An 18697-nucleotide genomic window follows, 5' to 3' on the forward strand; every position below is an offset into this window, starting at 1 on the left:
CTCGCTCAGCATCCCGCCGCCTCCCGCCCAACAAATCCGACTTCCGCGACCTTTGAGGAGTGGTAGCGAGAGTTTTCCTTGCACTTTGCACTACTTGTCATGCGCAGATACTTTGCAAGCGAAGGTTTTCAGCCATGGCATTTCATGGCTTCCGGACGCCCCTGTGGCCGCCTCGTACCGGCCTCCCGCAACCCGCCCGCGCCCAGTTCCAGCCGCCTGCCGGGAAACCGGTCGCGCAGCCTGCGGTCGTGGGTGACGACGACGATCGCTCCCGCGTACGGGACCAGGGCCCGCTCCACCTCCTCCACCAGCGCCGGAGCCAGATGGTTGGTGGGCTCGTCGAGCAGCAGGAGGTCGACCGGCTCCCGCACCAGCCGCGCCAGTTCGAGCCTGCGGCGCTGGCCCGCCGACAGGGCGGCCACCGGTGTCACCAGATCGGCCGCGGTGAACAGCCCGAACTCCAGGAGTTCGGCCGCGCGCTCCACCCCGTACACCTCGCGCAGGGTGCGCGGGTCCGTCGCGGGAGCGACGTCCTGGCGCAGCGATCCGACGCGGGCCGGGCGGCGCACCCTGCCGGAGTCGGCGGCGAGTTCACCGGCGAGCACCTGGAGCAGCGTCGACTTGCCCGCGCCGTTCGCCCCGGTGACCAGGATCCGCTCGCCCGGAGCGATCGTCAGCCGGTCGACGGACAGCCGGCCCTCGACGGTCACACCGTCCAACTCCACCGCTCCCCCGCTCCCTTCGAGGTGCGCCGAGAAGCGCAGGGGTTGCGGGGGCGGCGGAACCGGTCGCTCAGTCAGCCGGTGCAGTTGTTCCCGCGCCGACCGGATCCTGCTCATCGCACCGTGCGAGCGCGACCGCGCACGGAACGCGCCCGCACCGCTGAAGGCCCACGGCCCCTTGCGGGGAATGGCGGAGAGCCGGTCGATGTGGGAGTCGGCGAGCGCCGAGTGCCGCGCGACCTCCGCGCGCCACTGCTCGTGCTCCCGCTCCCAGCGGGCGCGTTCGGCGGCCTTGCCGGTCAGGTATCCGGCGTAGCCGTCGCCGTAGCGGCGCACCGTGCGCCGGTCCCGGTCCATCTCCAGGACCGCGGTGGTGACCCGGTCGAGGAAGACCCGGTCGTGGGTGACGGCCACGAGCGTGCCCCGGTGGGCCTTCAGCCGCTCCTCCAGCCAGGCCACCGCCGCGTCGTCGAGGTCGTTGGTCGGCTCGTCGAGCAGCAGCAGCTCCGGTTCGGCGGCGAGGGTCGCGGCGAGGGCGAGCCGGGAGCGCTGACCGCCGGAGAGGGTGCCCAGGCGGCGGTCGCGGTCGAGCACGGCCCGTTCGCCGAGCCGGTGCAGAAGGGTGTCGACGCGGCGGTCGGCGTCGTGGCCGCCGCGCACCTCGTACTCCTCCAGCAGGCGCGCGTACTGGTCGAGGTCGGTCCCGGCGGCGGCGCGCAGACGCCGCTCCAGGTCCCGCAGTTCGGCGAGGGCCAGGTCGACGGCGTCACCGACGCGGGCGGTGCCGGGCAGATCGAGGGTCTGCGCGAGGTAGCCGACGCCGCCGGGGGCGCGGAGGGTGACGACTCCGTTGTCCGGCGCCTCCCGCCCGGCGATCAGCCGCAGCAGGGTGGACTTCCCGGAGCCGTTGTCACCGACGACGCCCACCTTCTCGCCGGGCCGGACGGTGAGGGAGACGCGGTCGAGCACGACGCGGTCGTCATAGCGCTTGGTGACGTCGGACAGGACGAGCTGGGTATCACCACGGGTCAAGTGGAATCTCCTCGTTGGGGGGCAGGGCAGCGGAGCACTCGCAAGAGACGAGACGTTCCGTCTCGAAGGAGGATAGCGCAAGGCGAACGCTTGAACAAGACGGATCGTCTCGCCACTGTCATTCAGGCGCCGGATCCGCCGCCGCGCCGCGTGCCTCCGGCTTCCTCCTCCGCGCCCTCGCCTCACCCCCGGCGGGGCGCACCTCCGCAGCCGCCACCGTCCGGACGCCGACCGCACCCCTCGTCCCGGCCGGTCGCACGCCGCTCCCCCGGGTCCGCCCGGCCGACAGCGGTGGTGGCGGCCGACTCCGTGTCGCGCAGCCGCAGCAGATAGGACGCGGTCAGCACGACGGCCCGGTCCCCGTCCCGGGACAGCTCCTCCAGGGCCTTCGACGCCCGCTCACCAGGGATGCCCGCCAGGGCCTGGGTGAGCCGCCCCCGCGCGGGCGCCCCCGTGCCGCCGTCGGCGAGGCGGTCCACCAGCCCGCCCGCGATCCGGTCCGCCGCCGCGGCGTCGTGCGCGAGCACGCTCAGGGCGTCGGCCGCGTCGGTGTCGTTCCGTCCCGCCACGATCATGCCGATGAGCGTCGGGGCCGCCTCGGCCACGCCGCGGGTCCCGAGCGCCAGGGCCGCGTGGCCACGGACGACGGCGTCGGGGTGCGCGAGCGCGTCGCGCAGCGCCCCCGTCGCCCCGTCGCCGGGCAGTTCGGCCAGCGCGCGCACGGCTCGTTCCCGTACGGCGGCCGACGTTGCCGCGAGGCCCTGCGCGAGCAGCGCGGGGGCGCCGTCGGCCGAGCGCGCCAGCGCCCAGCGGAGGGCCCCGGCGACCAGCGGGTCCTCCTCGGTCAGCACCGCCTCCACCAGCGCCTCCACCGGCACCGCGCTCTCCTCGCCCGAGGAGAGCGCCGCGCGCTGGCGGGCCTCGGCGCTCTTGGACGTCAGCGCCTGGAGCAGTGCGACGACCTGGAGCACGTCCTCCCAGCCATCGGGTTCCGCCGCGTCGATCCGCTGCAGCCGGGTGAGCAACTCGGTCTCCGCCGCGACCCGTTCACGCGTCTGGCGGATGAGGTCGCCGACGAGCGCGGCGGGCGCGAAGCCGGGCTCGTCGAGCGCGCGCCCGATCTCCCGCAGCGAGAGGCCGAGCGAGCGCAGGCTCTCGATCTGGAAGATCCGCCGGATGTCCGCACCGGCGTACTCCCGGTATCCGGATCCCGTACGGCCCGAGGGGCGCAGCAGACCGAGCGACTCGTAGTGCCTGAGCATGCGGGCGCTGACGCCGGAGCGCCGCGCCACCTCACCGATCAACACGTCCTATCGTCCCTCCTGACCCGGTCCGCCGAGGGCCACGACGCGCTTCGCCTCCTCGATGGCGAACTCGAATCCGGTGTCCGGGTCCCGCAGCAGCCGCTGGGTGGCGAGCGCGTGCGTCCGTACGCGCGGGTCGGGCCCCATCGTCGCAGCCCGCAGGGCCGGCCCGACGGTTTCGCCCAGCGCGACCAGCGCCCTGCTCAGGCTCAGCCGGGTCTCCAGCCCGCCGCGCCCGAGCTGTGTCACCAGCACGTCGGCCAGCTCCGGCTCCTCGCCCTCCGGCACCAGCAGGACCGCGGCCCGCCAGGCGCTCCGCGCCACTTCGTCGTCGGCGTCGCACAGCAGCTCCCGGGTGATCACGGGCCAGGCCCGCCGGTCACCGATCTTGGAGAGCGTGTGCAGCGCCTGGCTCCGCGCCTGTGCGCGCCCCGGCCCGGCCGCGCGGACCAGCTCGGGCAGGGTGAGCGCCGCGGGGTGGCGGGTGAGCGCCCAGGTCAGCATGTCGCGGACGAAGAACTCGGGCTCGACCGCGCACCGCCGGACGAGGGCGGCGACGAAGCGGGGCTGCGGCGCGCTACCGGCCGCCAGGGCCGCCCGCAGCCGTACGGACGCCTCCGCGTCCTCCAGTCCTCGCAGCACCCGGTACGCGTCGGCGTCCTGTGTCGTGATCGTCATGGGACCACCTCCTCGGCAAGCAGTGAAAGCCTTGTCACCGTGTCAAGGTCAACCGGACGGGTGCCGGTACGCGCCGCCGCCCTCGACGCCGGGCCGCGCGGGTTGGCCCTTTCAGGCTGCCCCGGCTTCACCCGGGGCTGCCCCCGATGACCTGCCGGGGCGCGGGTCCGCCCGATAGGACTGAGGTGAGAGAGGAAGGGGAACGCCCGGACGTTCGCTCCCGCTCCGGAAGGTCTCGCACGCGGACGCTCCACGCGCCCCCCACGCCGCTCTGCCCATGACCATCCACAACCGCCCCGCGAGGACCCCCCATGACAGACGCTCCCAGCCGCGCCGTGGACAGCACCGACATCGGCGCGGGCATCGGCTTCGGCATCGACGGCTTTCTCGCCGCGGACATCCGCGTCGGCCGGGTGCTGCGGGCCGAGGACTTCTCCCGCGCGCCCAAGCCCGCGTACAAGCTGTGGATCGACTTCGGTGAGCTCGGCACCCTCCAGTCCAGCGCTCAGATCACCGACCTGTACGACCTCGACGACCTGCCCGGCCGCACCGTCCTCGCCGTCGTCAACCTCCCGCCCCAGCAGGTGGCCGGCTTCCTCTCCGAGGCCCTCGTCCTCGGCGTGCCCGACGAGAACGGCCGCAATGCCGCGCTGATCACCCCGGACCACCATGTGGAGCCCGGCTCGCGGCTGATGTGAGGGACGGGCACCGCCGAGGCGCGGTACGGAGGCGCCGTCGCCCGGTGCCGCCGCCCGTTCGGGCAGCTCCGGCTGCCCGGCCCGCCGACGTCGTCGGCCCGTGCCGTCGCGCCGGGCGGGGCGTGCCCCACCGGGTTCGCCGCCATGGGAGAGGTCTTCGCTCAGTGCCCGCTGCCGGGACGCGCGGGCGCCGGGGCGGCCGGGCTCGTCGCGGACGTCCGTGTGGCCTCGCTCCACAGGCGCGGGCCGCCGTGGTCGCGCAGGCGGCGCAGGAACGACAGGACGCCCGCGCTGCCGGTGGCCCACCCCGGGCCGGTGGCGGCCAGGGTGTTGTCGGGGAACACCGGCCTGCGCGGGGTGCCGCCGCTGCGGGCCAGGATCAGGCCCGCCACCTCCTCGGCGGCGCGGTGGAACGTACCGTCGCCGGTGACGGCCTCGGCGTCGACGAGCAGTTCGCCCACCCCCGCCAGCCCGCAGCACTGGGAGACCGGGCTCATTCTCGGTGCGAGGTCGCGGCACGCCCGTGCGCACCGCACTCCCAGCTCCGTCAGCCCGGGGTCGCCCTCATGGCCGCCCGCCTCGATCAGCAGGGTGCCGATCCCGGCGAGCCCCCGGCACCAGGAGCCGTAGCGCCGGTGGGCCTCGGGGCGGGCCGCCAGCGCCAGCAGGCGCGGTGTGTGCTGGGCGAGTTCGGCCAGACCCGAGCGGGCGGCGGCGCCGGCGGCCGGGTCGCCGGTGTGGCGGTGGTAGGCGTGCAGGAAGTGGACGATTCCCGCCCGGCCGTGGGCGAAGCCGAACGGGAAGGCCGCCTCCGACGCCGCCGCGGAGCGCTGCGGCGCCGGCCTCTCCCGTCCGTCCTCCGCCGCCAGCAGGGTGCGCGCGCACTCCCGCGCCGCGGCGAGCCGCGCGCCGCCCTCCTCGTACCGCCCCGCCGCGTGGGCGCGGCGGGCGAGTACCAGCAGCCCGGTCCCGACGCCCGCCGCGCCGCCGATCTGGTCTCCGGTGTCGTCGTACGCGCGCGTGCTCGGCGGTGCGGTGAACTCCCCTGCCCGGCCGAGCAGTTCGGCGGCGCCGTCGAGGAAGAGGTCGACGCCGGTGCGGCCGGTGTGCAGTGCGGCGGTCAGGGTCGTGAGCGCGCTGTGGTCGGCGGTGCGCCGGGCGAGGCCGAGGACGGCCCGGGTGACGCCCGGCTGCTCGGTGTGGTGCAGCAGTTCCAGACCCACCCCGGCCGCGCCGTCGTAGAGCGTCAGGCCGAAGTGCAGTTGCCCGCGCCGGGGCAGCGACCCGGCGGGCAGGTCATCGGCCGCACGGACACAGGTCGCGACGGTGTGGGCGATCACGTCGTCCAGCAGACCGCGGGTGACCGGGCGCGGCGCCGGGAGCCGGTGTCCGGTGGGCACCGGTGCGGTGGGTCCGCGCCACCGCCGCGCGCACGCGACCCGGCGCAGCGGGTCGGGGTCCAGGAGTCCGGCGACGAGTTCGCGGGCCGGGCGGTGCGGCTCGTGCGGCAGCACGGCGGCCAGACAGGCCAGGGTGCGGTCGGTGTTGACCGCGTGGTCGCCGTCGACGACCACCGGGTCCATGCCGGTCAGCGCGAAGTACAGGGTGGCGCCGAGCGCGTACAGGTCGTCGGCGCGTCCGCCCGGCCGGCCCGCGCGGTAGACCGGCATCGAGTAGCCCGGCGTCGCACCGGCGGGGCGTTCGCCGCGCAGGGCGCTGACGCCGAAGTCCACGAGGTGTGCGGTGCCGTCCTCGCCGAGCACCACGTTGGACGGTTTGAGGTCGCCGACCACGACGCCCCGGGCGTGCACGGCGTCGAGCACGGTCAGCAGACGGCGGGTCAGCGCCGCGAAATCCCGGGGGTCGGCGTCCGCCCCTGCCGCTCCGGAGCCGGTGCGTACGGGCGCGTACGGCCCGTGGGCGAGGACGTCGCGGCGCAGGTCGCCCGGCCCGTGGTCGGTGGTGATCAGGTACTCGTCCTCGCCGTGCCGGACGTAGTCGCGCACCCCGGGTACGCCATCGACGTCCGCCAGTGCCGCGAGGACGCGGTGTTCGTGGCGCAGCCGCCCCCGGGCGTCGACGCCGTCGGAGCCCTCCCCGACGTGCGCCCTGGCCTGTTTGACGATCGCGCGCTCGCCGGAGACGGTGTCCACGGCGCGGTAGACGTCGCCGTGGGGGGAGCGGGAGACGCCCGCGGTGAGCCGGTACCGGCCGCCGATCACGGTGGCGGGGCGGCGGGCGGGCGGTGCGGCGGCCCGGAACGGGTCGGCGGTCCACGGCGGTTGGCGGTAGCGCGTGCTCGCACGGCCGCCGAAGCGCACCCCGTCCGGGCCGGTCATGACGAGCGCGGCGTCGTCGGTGCCGGTGGCCCGGAACGGGCCGTAGCGGTAGTGGACGGGTGCGTCGGGGCGGACCTGACGGTCGCTGAGCACCCGGGGCCCCGTCCGGCCCGCCAGCAGTGCGGCGAGTTCACGGCCGAGCGCCGTCACGTCCTGCGGGCGCGGGTAGACGGTGACGGCTTTGCCGACGAGCGCGGCGTCGAGTGCTCCGCTGTTCATCTCGCCCAGCACCGCCGCGTCGCGGGCGAACTTGGCGTCGCAGACATGGCGCAGCAGTACGGGGAGGATCAACTCGGCGACCTGCGCGAGGTCTTCCGGGCGGGCGGAGATGTGCAACTTCCAGCCGTGGGACGGCAGTTCGTCCGCCCCGGGCCGGGGGGCGAACAGATAGAGCCACTGCTCGTCGGCGGCCATCCGCCGTTCGCGGCCGTCCAGCAGCCGCTCCAGTCGCTCGGCGAGCCCTTTCCCGGGCTGCCGCTTCCCGGTCCGCCCGTCGAGGGGGTCTTCCGGGTCCGTGCGGTGCTCGCCAGCGGCGGCCGTCCCTGACCCGTCCTCACCGGCCCAGGCCGGTCCGGCCGCCACTCGCGTCCTCGCCTAGTCGCAGGCGAAGCGGGTCGTGGCCGTCACCCAGGGGTCGGCCAGACACGCCTGGAGGCCGCGGCTCGGGTCGGCCTGCTCCTCGAACGGGATCTCTTCTTCCTCAACGGCCACGTCGAGCGGGCCGGCGTCGCGGATCTGCAGTGCCACAGGGCTCATTGCGGGTCCTTTCTGTGCGCAAAAAGGGAAGGTTCGGTGGAGAGATTGTCAAGCGCATGCCAGTTTCACCGATGTCGAACTCACCGGCAAGAGGGATGACCTGATGGATCGCGCCCAACAAAGCGCGCTTTTCAGCCAGTTGGCACGCGGCGCGGAACGAGCGCCTGAAGCGCTTCTCCGCCCACCCCTACCCCGCCCTCTCCGCGCGGAAGGCCCTCCGGTAGGCGGCGGGGGTGGTGCGCAGGGCCTCGTGGAAGCGGCGGCGCAGATTGACGGCCGAGGACAGGCCGACCCGGCGCGCGATGGTCTCCACCGGCAGATCGGTCTCCTCCAGCAGCGCCCGGGTGGCCGTGATCCGCCGTTCCAGCAGCCAGCGGCCGGGACTGATGCCCAGTTGCTCACTGAAGCGCCGGGTGAGCGTACGGGGTGACACCCGGGAGCGGAGCGCCATGTCGGCGACGCTGACCGGCTGGTCGAGGTGCTCGGACAGCCACTCCAGGAGCGGGGCCAGCGAGGCGGTGTCCGGTCCGGCGGGCAGTTCGGCGTACTGCAGTTGGCAGCCCTCGCGGTGCGGCGCCATCACCAGCTGCCGTGCGATCCGCATCGCGTACGCGGCGCCCTGGTCGGCGTTGACCAGGTGCAGGCACAGGTCCACCCCGGCCGCGGCCCCGGCGCTGGTGGCGACGTCGCCGTGGTTCACGTACAGAACGGCGGGGTCCACCTCGACCCGCGGGAAACGGGTGGCCAGTTCGGCGGCCCAGGCCCAGTGGGTGGCCGCGCGCCGGCCGTCCAGCAGTCCGGCGGCGGCGGGCACGGTGGCGCCCGAGCAGAGGGAGACGATCCGGGCGCCGCGCCCGTGCGCCCGCCGGACCGCCGCGACGACCGCCGACGGCACGTCGGTGCCGGGCGGCTGCCGCCAGCCCGGGACCAGCACGGTGTCCGCCCGCTCCAACGCGTCCAGACCCGCCGTGACCAGCATGTCGTAGCCGTCCCGGGTGCGCACGGGGCCGGGGTGCTCGGTGCAGACCTCGAACGCGTACCGGGCCGGGACCGCCGGGCCGTGGTCGCCGAACACCGCGCTCGCGCAGGCCAGCGTGAAGGCCGACTGCGGGGGCTGCACCAGGGCCACGACCCGGTGCGGCGCCGGGGAGTTCGGCCACGGGCTGAGCGTCATGGCGCGAAAGTACCCCATCGTGTCGTTCGGGACACTGGGGTTTACCGATTGGTCCAGTCCAATATTCGTACGGTGACCACCGCGCAGACCCACCCCGAGAACACCCAGCTCCCGCCGCCGACCAACCCTTCCGCCACCCGGCCCGCCCTGTGGGACCGGCGCTTCGCCCTCTACTTCACCGCCCGCGCCGTCTCGCTGGTCGGCGACGCGATGATGCCGGTGGCCGCCGCGCTCGCGGTCGGCGCGGTGTACGGGGTGTCCGGCGTCGGCCTCGTCCTCGGCGTCTGGACCGGGACGTTCGTCCTGCTCGTCCTCTTCGGCGGGGTGTTCTCCGACCGGTTCGGCGCGCGCCGCATGATGGTCGGCGCCGACCTGGTCCGGGTGCTCACCCAAGGCGTGCTGGCCGCCGCGTTCTTCGCCGGGACGCCACCGTTCTGGCTGCTGGTGTCGATGGCGGCACTGGCGGGTGCGGCCGTCGCCATGTTCCTGCCCGGGGTGAACGGGATGGTCCCGCTGGTCACCCGTGAGCCGCAGCGGGCCAACGCCACGCTCAAGGTGGCCGACGCCCTCGCCCAGCTGACCGGCCCCGCGCTGGCGGGCGGGCTCATCACCCTGACCGGGGCCGGAACCGTCTACGCCATCGACGCGGGCACCTTCGTGCTCAGCGCCCTGTGCCTGGCGCTCATCCCGCTCCTCCCCCGGGCCGCCGAGCCCACCGGCTCCCGCGCGCACAGCGGCAGTTCGCTCCGCCGCGAACTGCGCCAGGGGTGGCTGGAGTTCCGTGCCCGCACCTGGATGTGGGCGGTGATCCTGATCTGGATGGTGTACGGCGTACTGCTCTTCGGCCCCCTCGTACCGCTCGCCTCCACGGTGATCAGCGCCCGCCACGGCTCGAACGCCTACGGCCTGGCGGTCTCCTTCCTCGGCGTCGGAACGGTGATCGGCGGCCTGCTGGCGCTGCGGCTGCGCCCCGCCCGGCCGCTGGCGGCGGGCGCGGCGGCGATGACGCTGTACACCGTGCTGCCCCTGTGCGTGGCGCTCGGCGCCGACCTGCCCGTGCTGCTGGCGGGCCACGCCGTGGCCGGGGCCGCCTGGGCGTTCTGGTCGGTGATGTGGGCGACCAGCGTGCAGACCCACACCCCGCCCCCGGTGCTCAACCGCGTCACCGCGTACGAGCAGGCGGGCTCGGTCTCCGGAATGGCCGTCGGCCAGATACTGGCGGGCCCGGCCGCCGCGCTGGTCGCCCCGGACCATCTGCTGCTGGTGTCGGCGGGCGCGTGCCTGGCCGGTTGCGCGGCCCTGTTCTCGATCCCGGCGATCCGCACCCTGCGCCGCACCGCTCCCACCGGCGGCGAGGCCGCGGTCGGGAAGTGAAGCGACCGCTCCGGGCGGGGCGCGGGCCCGGCCGTGGCGCCGCACAACTACGCCGGAACCGTGCTCCCCGCCGTCACCACAGGCGGGGACGGCCCGGTTCGCGATACCCCCCGGGGCATGCTTCAATACCCAGGGGGGTATCGACTGGCAGAGGAAGTGACATCCATGGACCTGGGTCTGCGCCGTTCCTACACCGGTGCGACGTTCGACGACGTCGTGGCCGGGACGCGCGCCGCTCTCGGCGAGCACGGCTTCGGCGTGCTCACCGAGATCGACGTGCGGGCGACCCTCGCGGAGAAGATCGGCGTCGCGCTGGAGCCCTACGTCATCCTGGGGGCCTGCAATCCCCCGCTGGCCCACCGGGCCCTGGAGGCGACCCGTGAGATCGGTCTGCTGCTGCCCTGCAACGTCGTCGTGCGGCAGGACCCGGGCGACGCGTCGGTCACGGTGGTCGAGGCGATCAACCCGGCCGTCATGGCCGAGGTCACCGACGCCCCCGCGGTGGCGGATGTCGCACGCGAGGCGCGGGAGCGCCTGGAGGCGGCCCTCAAGCTGCTGGACGCGCAGCTGGCGTGACCCGGCGGGGCCGCCGCCACGGCCCCGCGCGCTCCACACCACCCGTACGTACGAGAAGTGAGCAAGGAACGACACATGTGCCGAGCGAAGACGTGCCGCACCTGCGGCAGGACCACCTGGGCCGGGTGCGGCATGCACATCTCCCAGGTCAAGGCGACCGTGCCGGCGGGCCAGTGGTGCGACGGGCACCCGCGCGAGGAGGCGGCGTCCCGGACCTGGCGCTGGCCGTGGCAGGGCCGTGCCACCCGCCCCTGAACCGGCGGCGCCCCGGCCGCCGCCATACCCGCCCGGGTATCATGACGGCCGGAATCGAACAGGGAGCACCAGCATGATCGGCGACCAGGAAACCGTCACCCAGGTGCGCAACCGGCTGCGCCGTGCCCAGGGGCAGCTCGCCGGAGTCATCGCCATGATCGACGAGGGCCGCGACTGCAAGGACGTCGTCACCCAGCTCGCCGCCGTCTCCCGCGCCCTGGACCGCGCCGGGTTCAAGATCATCGCCAGTGGACTGCGGGAGTGCGTGGCCGCAGACGGGTCGGCGGACGCGCCCGCGCTCACCGAGGAACAGCTGGAGAGGCTCTTCCTCACGCTCGCCTGACGGGGAACTCCCGGCCGGATCACTCCCCGGCGGCCAGGGCGGAGACGTGTGCCCTGCCCGGCGGGCACGGCCTGGGCACATCTCGCGGCCCCGGGCGCGGCCCTGCCCGGCGGTCCCCAGCAAGGGCACAGCCCCGCGCGGCCCGGCCCGTACGGCACGGACCCGTGCCCGCGCACCGCCGGTTTCGTACGCTTGCCGTATGCGCATGCGCCCCACCCTGAGCTGGACCCCCGACGCGGACCTGCCGCCCGCGACCACGGACCTGGGACCGGTGGCCGACCTGTTCGGCGCCGGTGGCGTACTGGTGCTCAGTGGCGCCGGCCTCTCCACCGAGTCGGGCATCCCCGACTACCGGGGCGAGGGCGGCAGTCTGAGCCGCCACACGCCGATGACCTACCAGGACTTCACCGCCCGCGCCGAGGCCCGGCGCCGCTACTGGGCGCGCAGCCACCTCGGCTGGCGCACCTTCGGCCGCGCCCGGCCCAACGCGGGCCACCGGGCCGTGGCCGCGTTCGCCCGGCACGGCCTGCTCGGCGGTGTGATCACCCAGAACGTGGACGGTCTGCACCAGGCCGCGGGCAGCGACGGCGTGGTGGAACTCCACGGCAGCCTGGCCCGGGTCGTCTGTCTCTCCTGCGGCGACTCCAGCCCGCGCCGCGAGCTGGCCCGGCGCCTTGAGGAGGCCAACGCGGGCTTCGCCCCGGTGGCCGCCGGGATCAACCCCGACGGCGACGCCGACCTCACCGACGCCCAGGTCGGGGACTTCCACGTGGTGCCCTGCACGGTCTGCGGCGGGATCCTCAAACCGGACGTGGTGTTCTTCGGCGAATCCGTACCGCCCGAGCGCGTCGCCCACTGCCGCACCCTGGTGGGCGAGGCCAACTCCCTTCTGGTCCTGGGGTCTTCGCTCACGGTGATGTCCGGGCTGCGGTTCGTGCGCCAGGCGGCCCTGGCCGGAACGCCGGTGGTGATCGTCAACCGGGATCCGACCCGGGGCGACCAGCACGCCCGCACCCGCGTCGCGCTCGCGCTGGGCACGGCCCTCACCACGGTCGCCGAGCGGCTGGGCATCCCCGTGGAAGACCCGGCGACGGCGCCGCCACAGCAGGGCGCGCCCGCCTTCCGCGGACCGGAGTCCTCGGAAGACGGGCGCGCGGGGGCGGGCCGTTGATCAGGAGTGGTAGTCGCGCAGGAAGAGCGAACTGCCGGGATCGGTACGGGAGGCGTTGACGCCGTCGCCCCCGGTGTAGATGTTGCGCTCGTTGTTCGCCCAGTCCTGGATGGGGCCGCTCCCGGTCTTCAGGTGCTGGAAGACGCTCGCGTCGGAGGCGGAGGAGCCGAACTGGTACACCCTTGAGGTGTCGGCGTAGGGACCGTAGACCTCGTAGCGGCCACCGGCGGTGAGCTGCTTGGTCAGGTCGTTGTGGAAGAAGACGTTCTGCGGGCCCGTCGAGCCGGACCAGCCGATGCCCTTGCTTCCCGCGGCCCAGTAGATGGGCCACCAGGTGCCGTCGTCGCCGCCCGGACCCTCACCTCCGCAGTTGGTCTCGCACTCGCCCGACGAGTGGTTGTAGGGCACGTGCACGGTGTTGTTCTCGAAGAGGTTGCGGTGCTCCCAGCCGCCGTGCAGGTTCAGGTCGGAGTCGAGGTCGTTGCCGATGGCGACGTTGCCGCTGGCCGCCCACTGGAAGGTGAAGTGCCGCAGGTTGCGGCTGGTGTTGAAGGCGTACAGGGAGTCCCAGACACGGGAGCCGCGCAGATAGCCGTTGCCGCCCTTGCCCTTGTTCCAGGAACCGTCGAAGACGTTCCGCTCGACCTGGATGTTCCTGGCCACCTCGGTGACCACCGGGTGCGAACCGACCATGTCGGCGCGCACTCCGCGCACCCAGGAGTTGGACGCCCACTTGAAGACGATGCCGTGCATGGCGTACTCGGGCGCCATGTTGCCGTAGTTGTGGACGGCCTGCTGGGGAGTCACCTGGTAGGTGCCCCCGCGCAGCTTGGGCAGGCCGTTGAGGTCCTCCGTGAAGGAGAAGTCCTCGAAGCCCACGTCCGTGATCATCTTCAACGGGGTGACCTTGCTGGCGTACGGCTTGGAGCCGATGCCCAGCACCGGGGAGCCGTCGGAGGTGGAGTCCACCGGGACGTCGAACTCCAGCGGCTTGTCGATCGTGACGGTGTGCTTGGCGGCGTCCACACCGGTGATGGTGAACACCTGCTGGCGCATGTGCAGGTTCTCCAGCCGGCCGTCGTCCGCCGAGGCTCCGGCGACCTGCTGGGTCTGGTAGAACTTCAGGCTGTTGGCCGCGCCCACCCACAGGTCACCGCCGGGCTTGAAGACGTCCATCTTCGCCTTGGCGTTGAGCTGGATGACCCGGCCGCCCTCGCGTGCCGCGTAGTTGGCGTCGGCCAGCGTCCCGGCCACCGCGACACCGGACTCCCAGTGCTGGTTGATCGAGCCCTCGAAGAGGTCCCGCCGGTTCTCCGGGATCTTGGAGGGGTAGCCGCAGATCGTCTTGTACTTCTCGGCGACCTCCCTGGTCTGGACCCGGAAGAGTCCGCGTCCGGGCCAGATCCAGCCGCCCGTGCCCACGTTGTTGCCCGTGGTGAACTCGCACTTGTGGGTCATCGCGTTCTGGTTCCAGCGCTCGCCCTTCTCGGTCAGCGCGTCGTAGCGGGTGTTCTCGTCGGGGCGGAAGACGATACGCGAGCCGTTCGCCGGGTCCTGGCCCTGCCCCCGTACGAGGAGGTAGGAGGCGTCCACGGAGAGCTGCTTGCTGACGTTGAGCACACCCTTGGGCAGCTCGATCACCGACAGGCGGCCCGGACTCGCGGACGGTGTGCAGGAGTTGCGGATCTGGTCGATCGCGCCCTGCAGTCCCGCCGTGTCGTCCTGGCCGTCGTCGGCCTTCACCTTGAACTGCTGCTCCAGGACGGACGGCGTGATGTTGCAGGTGGGATCGGTGTTGCGGGCCGAGGAGCTCGGCAGCAGCTCACCGGCGCGGTATCCGGCCCGGCTCCAGTCGGGCAGCCCGGCGACGGGGGCGCGCCGGTTGCTCCTGCTCAGGACGGTGCTGTTGTCGACGGTCCCGTCGACGTCCGAGGGCGCGGTGGCCGGCTTGCCCGCACAGGACGAGAACACCGGGACGTCACCCAGCTTGTCCGCGATCTTCGCCAGGCAGGCGGTCAGGGCCTGCTGGCCGTAGTAGTTGGGGTGGATGGCCTCCTGCTGGTTGCCCTGGGCCTGCCACGGCAGGTTCTTCAGGCCGTCGACCACGTACGGCACCCAGCGCACCCACTCGGCGCGCTCGGCCCGCAGCGGGGCGGACAGCTTGTCGGCCGAAGTGGCCTGCTGGGTCGTCCGGTTGCACAGCTCGTGTCCGGAGAACGCGTCCTGGAGGTCCAGGAAGGAGACGCCCGCCTCGTTCGCGGCGCCGCGCAGCATGTCGCTGATCCGGGGCACCACCGAGGTGTGCGCCCAGTCGCTGTCGGCGTCCAGGAAGGGGCAGCCGCCGTTGATGTACCGGCTGTAGTTGGCCGGGGGCACCGGAGCGTTCTCCGCGTCCCGGTAGTTGCGGCCGATCGGCAGCGGGTTGGGGTAGGACTGCAGCACGATCTGGTACGAGCCGTCCGCCTGCCCGGCGTCGCGCAGCGTGCTGCGGATCGCCTCGATGGACCGCACCACCTTGTCGCGCGCGGGCGCGAGCCCGTCGGCGAAGTCCTTCTCCTTGGCGCCCCGGCAGCCCTTGTTGAACAGGGACGGGTAGAAGTACGCCTTGACGCAGTCCTGGAGGATGTCGGCGAACTTCAGGTCGTTGCCGCCGACCGACAGCACCACCATCCGCACGTCGTTGTTCTGCGCGATGTCGCGCAGGTCCTCGATCTGGGGGCGCTGGCCCTTGAAGCCGGTGGTGGTGACGTTGTCCGTCGTCGCGCCGGAGCAGGCGATGTTGAACCGTCTCTCCACCGGTATGTCGTCGCGGTCCAGGCCCTTGATCTCGGCCGAGTCGGACCGGTCACAGGCGTTGCCCTTGTCGTACGAGGTGTCGCCGTAGACCTTGGAGGTGTCGTGGTCGCAGACGCTCTCCTCGCCGTTGCAGTTCACCGCGGCGCGGTCGGTGCCCCAGGCGGAGCCGTTCGCGGAGGCGCCGGCGTTGCCCGCCCACCGGCCGCCCTCGCCGGAGATGTAGCTGTCGCCCATGGAGACGACCGCGGTCGGAGCACCGCAGGCGTCCCCGACGGCGGCGGCCCGTACGGCGCGCTGCGGCGCCGTGGGGTTGTAGACCGTGCGGTAGTCGAACTTCCACGAGGTCTTGCAGGTGGTGCGGCCGACCTGGGTGAAGTTCACGGGCCAGTGGTCCGAGAGGCCCTTGCGCAGGCTGCGCGTCACGACCAGGTCGGAGAGCTGGTCACTGGCGATCATGTAGTCGAGCGCGTAGTGGGACTGCTGCGTCTCGACCGGCGGGCCGTCGGTCCGGCCGTTCGTGGTCGCGTAGAAGGAGTTGGGGAACTTCGCCCGGGTGGTGTCCGCGAGGCTGTTGAAGTCGCCGAGGGCCCGCCACCGCTTGCCCGCCATCTTCTGCGTGATCGTGTCGATCAGCGCGACGGTGTGCGGATTGGGCTTCTCGCCCGAGCGGATGGAGGCCGCGTGGATGTCGAAGTACCAGGTGCCGTCGACCTCCACACCGAAGGCGGGACGGGTTCTGATCCACTTGTTCTTCGGGTCGTCGGCCGGGAAGATCTTGATGCGCGACTTGAGGTCGCCGAGGTCCTGGGGGACGTTGCGCAGCCAGATCGCCATGGACTTCTGAGTGTTGCGCTCCTTCGGCGGCTTGGCGGCGTCCTCCTGGTCCTCCTGGTCCTCGTCCGGGTCGCTGCCGGGGGTGGCGGGCGGGTCGGTCGAGGGGGTGGCCGGGTCGGCGCCCCAGGCGGTCCGGTCCAGGATCTTCAGATAGAGCAGGACGCCGTCCGGCTGCCGCTTGCCCTGACCGCCCCACTTCTTGGCGTAGAGCCGGTACTTCAGCCCCGGGTAGCCCTTGGGGGTCTTCGCCGTGTCGTCCTCGTTGTCGAGGAGCAGGTTCTCGGCCTTGGTGAAGTCGTCGTCCGGGGCCTTCTGCGCCTCCTGGAGCGCCACGACGTCGGCGCCGGGCAGCAGGTTGGCCCGCACGTCGTACCAGGAGGTGCCGCCCTGCATGTTGAAGGTGGTGGCGGTGGTGCCGAGCGGCTCGATGGCCTGCGCCGCCGTCGCGGGTGTCAGCAGCGCGACGAGCGGGGCCAGCAGCGCCACGCAGAGCGTCTGCGCCACGGTGCGCGAACGCCCGAGGTCGGGTCTGCGCCGGGAGCGGTGCCCCGGCTTGGGTATGGACAAGGAATGTCTCCGGTTTCGTAACCAGTTCAACAGGTGATGGTGCCGACACACATGTCTGCGAGCAGTCATTAAACAGCACACGTGCGAACACCAAAACGGAAACATGTGGACACGTGTCGAACGTCGCTCTCACCGAGTTCGCATACGCCCGCATACGCGGTGGCAGTCGGACATCCGGCCGCAGGCACCGCCCCGGCTCGTCACACCTGCTAGGGTGCGGAGGACGTGGACCGTTTGATCAAGGAGTCGCAGTCGTGGCGGGTGAGGACGACATCTCCGGGTGAGACCCGGATCTGACCGGCCGTCGGCCGGCGCTGCCAGAGCGCCGCTGTCGTGGCCGGGTTCGTCGTACCCCCTTTCCCCACGCTGCCCGGGGCTGAGCTCTGTCCGCCCCCCCTTCCTCACGAGGTCACCTCCATGTCCGACGCCTCCGTCGTCTGCTCGAACCTCTCCTTCGCCTGGCCCGACGACACCCCGGTCTTCCACGACCTGTCCTTCTCCCTGGCCACCGGCCGCACCGGCCTGGTCGCCCCCAACGGCTCGGGCAAGAGCACCCTGCTGGGGCTCATCGCCGGTGAACTGACCCCCGGCGCCGGTTCGGTGGCCGTCCAGGGCACGCTCGCCCACCTCCCCCAGACCCTCCCCCTCACCGGCGACCTCACGGTGGCCGAGGTGCTCGGCGTGGCCGCGGTCATCCGCGCGCTCGACGCCGTGGAATCCGGTGACGTGGGCGAGGAGCACTTCGCCGTCATCGGTGACGACTGGGACATCGAGGAGCGCACCCGCGCCCAGCTCGGCCGCCTCGGCCTGGCCGACCTCGCCCTGGACCGCCGGCTGAGCACGCTCAGCGGCGGCCAGATCGTCTTCCTCGGCCTCGCCGCCCAGCTCCTCAAGCGGCCCGACGTACTGCTCCTGGACGAGCCGACCAACAACCTCGACCTCACCGCCCGGCACCGGCTCTACGACGTGCTGTCCGACTTCACCGGCTGTCTGCTGCTGGTCAGCCACGACCGCGCGCTCCTCGACCGCATGGACCGCATCGCCGAGCTCGGCAGCGACGAACTACGCCTGTACGGGGGCGACTTCACCGCGTACGAGGAGGCCGTGCGGGCCGAGCGGGAGGTCGCCGAGAAGAACATCCGCAACGCCGAGCAGGAGCTCAAGCGCGAAAAGCGCGAGCTGCAGCAGGCCCGGGAGCGGGCCGAGCGCCGCCAGAGCAACGCCGCCCGCAACCTCAAGGACGCGGGCCTGCCCCGGATCTTCGCCGGCAACATGAAGCGCGGCGCGCAGGAGACCGCGGGCCGGGCCGGGCAGATGCACGCCTCCCGGGTCGGCGAGGCCAGGGCCCGGCTCGACGAGGCCGGGCGCGCCCTGCGCGAGGAGCAGCGCATCACCCTGGAACTACCCGACACCCAGGTGCCCGCCGGGCGCAACCTCTTCCTGGGCGAGCGGCTCCAGGTCCGCCACGACGGCCGCCCCGTCTTCGCCGGCGAGGGCGTCGACCTGGCGATCCGCGGCCCCGAGCGCATCGCGCTGACCGGCCCCAACGGGGCGGGCAAGACCACCCTGCTGCGGCTGCTCACCGGCGACCTCGCCCCGGACGGCGGTGACATCAGGCGCGGCGACGGCCGGATCGCCTACCTCTCGCAGCGGCTGGACCTGCTGGACCTGGACCGCACCGTGGCGGAGAACTTCGCCGCCTTCGCCCCCGAGCGGCCCGAGGCGGAGCGGATGAACCTGCTCGCCCGCTTCCTCTTCCGCGGCGCGGGAGCCCACCTGCCCGTCGGGGTGCTCTCCGGCGGCGAGCGGCTCCGCGCCACCCTGGCCTGCGTGCTGTGCGCCGAACCGGCCCCCCAGCTGCTGCTGCTCGACGAGCCGACCAACAACCTCGACCTGGTCAGCACGGGCCAGCTGGAGAGCGCCCTCACCTCCTACCGGGGGGCCTTCGTGGTGATCAGCCACGACGAGCGGTTCCTGGCGCGCATCGGGGTGAACCGCTGGCTGCGGCTCGCCGACGGGGTGCTCACGGAGACCGGGGAGCCCGGGGTGTGAGTCGTCGGCACACGGCGAGACACATG

At 73.0% G+C, this 18697-nt stretch carries 14 protein-coding genes; 7 read left to right on the top strand and 7 right to left on the bottom strand.

Features of this window, described 5'->3' with window-relative positions:
* Positions 1-128: 128 nt before the first annotated feature.
* The 3 genes from abc-f to AB5J87_RS02035 form a co-directional block, all read right to left on the bottom strand.
* Complete coding sequence (gene abc-f / locus AB5J87_RS02025; RefSeq protein WP_369373218.1) at positions 129-1754, bottom strand: ribosomal protection-like ABC-F family protein; 1626 nt, start codon at positions 1752-1754, stop codon at positions 129-131.
* A gap of 182 nt (positions 1755-1936) precedes the next feature.
* A complete protein-coding gene (locus AB5J87_RS02030) occupies positions 1937-3061 on the bottom strand; it encodes a MerR family transcriptional regulator (RefSeq protein ID WP_369373220.1) in 1125 nt (374 codons plus the stop codon).
* A gap of 3 nt (positions 3062-3064) precedes the next feature.
* The gene (locus AB5J87_RS02035; protein ID WP_369373222.1) at positions 3065-3736 is read right to left on the bottom strand and encodes a HEAT repeat domain-containing protein; all 672 of its coding nucleotides are present in this window, start codon (positions 3734-3736) and stop codon (positions 3065-3067) included.
* A 311-nt stretch (positions 3737-4047) separates the two neighbouring features.
* Here AB5J87_RS02035 and AB5J87_RS02040 point away from each other — a divergent pair, with 311 nt between their 5' ends.
* Complete coding sequence (locus tag AB5J87_RS02040; protein WP_369373224.1) at positions 4048-4434, top strand: tRNA-binding protein; 387 nt, start codon at positions 4048-4050, stop codon at positions 4432-4434.
* Between the two features lie 161 nt (positions 4435-4595).
* Here AB5J87_RS02040 and lanL read toward each other — a convergent pair whose 3' ends face one another.
* From lanL to AB5J87_RS02055, 3 genes are all read right to left on the bottom strand, one after another.
* Positions 4596-7355 (bottom strand): class IV lanthionine synthetase LanL, encoded by a 2760-nt coding sequence (gene lanL / locus AB5J87_RS02045; RefSeq protein WP_369373226.1) that lies wholly within the window; start codon positions 7353-7355, stop codon positions 4596-4598.
* Positions 7356-7367: 12 nt separating this feature from the next.
* A complete protein-coding gene (locus AB5J87_RS02050; RefSeq protein WP_180357040.1) occupies positions 7368-7529 on the bottom strand; it encodes an SflA family class IV lanthipeptide in 162 nt (53 codons plus the stop codon).
* 187 nt (positions 7530-7716) lie between these two features.
* Entirely contained in the window at positions 7717-8703 is a 987-nt protein-coding gene (locus AB5J87_RS02055) for a GlxA family transcriptional regulator (RefSeq protein ID WP_369373229.1), read from the bottom strand.
* 72 nt (positions 8704-8775) lie between these two features.
* Between AB5J87_RS02055 and AB5J87_RS02060 the strand changes: the two genes are divergently transcribed.
* The 5 genes from AB5J87_RS02060 (at position 8776) to AB5J87_RS02080 (ending at position 12422) form a co-directional block, all read left to right on the top strand.
* Positions 8776-10077, top strand: coding sequence for an MFS transporter (locus AB5J87_RS02060; protein WP_369373231.1), 1302 nt, complete (start codon positions 8776-8778; stop codon positions 10075-10077).
* A gap of 165 nt (positions 10078-10242) precedes the next feature.
* A complete protein-coding gene (locus AB5J87_RS02065) occupies positions 10243-10653 on the top strand; it encodes a DUF302 domain-containing protein (RefSeq protein ID WP_369373233.1) in 411 nt (136 codons plus the stop codon).
* A 75-nt stretch (positions 10654-10728) separates the two neighbouring features.
* On the top strand, positions 10729-10908 hold the full coding sequence (locus tag AB5J87_RS02070) for a hypothetical protein (protein WP_369373235.1): 180 nt from the start codon (positions 10729-10731) through the stop codon (positions 10906-10908).
* 73 nt (positions 10909-10981) lie between these two features.
* Positions 10982-11251, top strand: a complete 270-nt coding sequence (locus tag AB5J87_RS02075) for a metal-sensitive transcriptional regulator (RefSeq protein ID WP_369373237.1) — start codon at positions 10982-10984, stop codon at positions 11249-11251.
* Between the two features lie 199 nt (positions 11252-11450).
* Positions 11451-12422 (top strand): NAD-dependent protein deacetylase, encoded by a 972-nt coding sequence (locus AB5J87_RS02080; protein WP_369373239.1) that lies wholly within the window; start codon positions 11451-11453, stop codon positions 12420-12422.
* Here the strand turns inward: AB5J87_RS02080 and AB5J87_RS02085 are convergent, their stop codons facing one another.
* Positions 12423-16619 carry a hypothetical protein gene (locus AB5J87_RS02085; RefSeq protein ID WP_369373241.1) on the bottom strand — a complete coding sequence of 1399 codons (4197 nt, stop codon included), beginning with the start codon at positions 16617-16619 and terminating at the stop codon, positions 12423-12425. It abuts the gene before it with no gap.
* Positions 16620-17036: 417 nt separating this feature from the next.
* On the opposite strand from AB5J87_RS02085, the gene AB5J87_RS02090 reads away from it, so the two are divergent.
* The gene (locus AB5J87_RS02090; RefSeq protein ID WP_369373243.1) at positions 17037-18671 is read left to right on the top strand and encodes an ABC-F family ATP-binding cassette domain-containing protein; all 1635 of its coding nucleotides are present in this window, start codon (positions 17037-17039) and stop codon (positions 18669-18671) included.
* Positions 18672-18697: the final 26 nt, after the last annotated feature.

The sequence above is a fragment of the Streptomyces sp. cg36 genome, assembly GCF_041080675.1.
Lineage (GTDB): Bacteria > Actinomycetota > Actinomycetes > Streptomycetales > Streptomycetaceae > Streptomyces.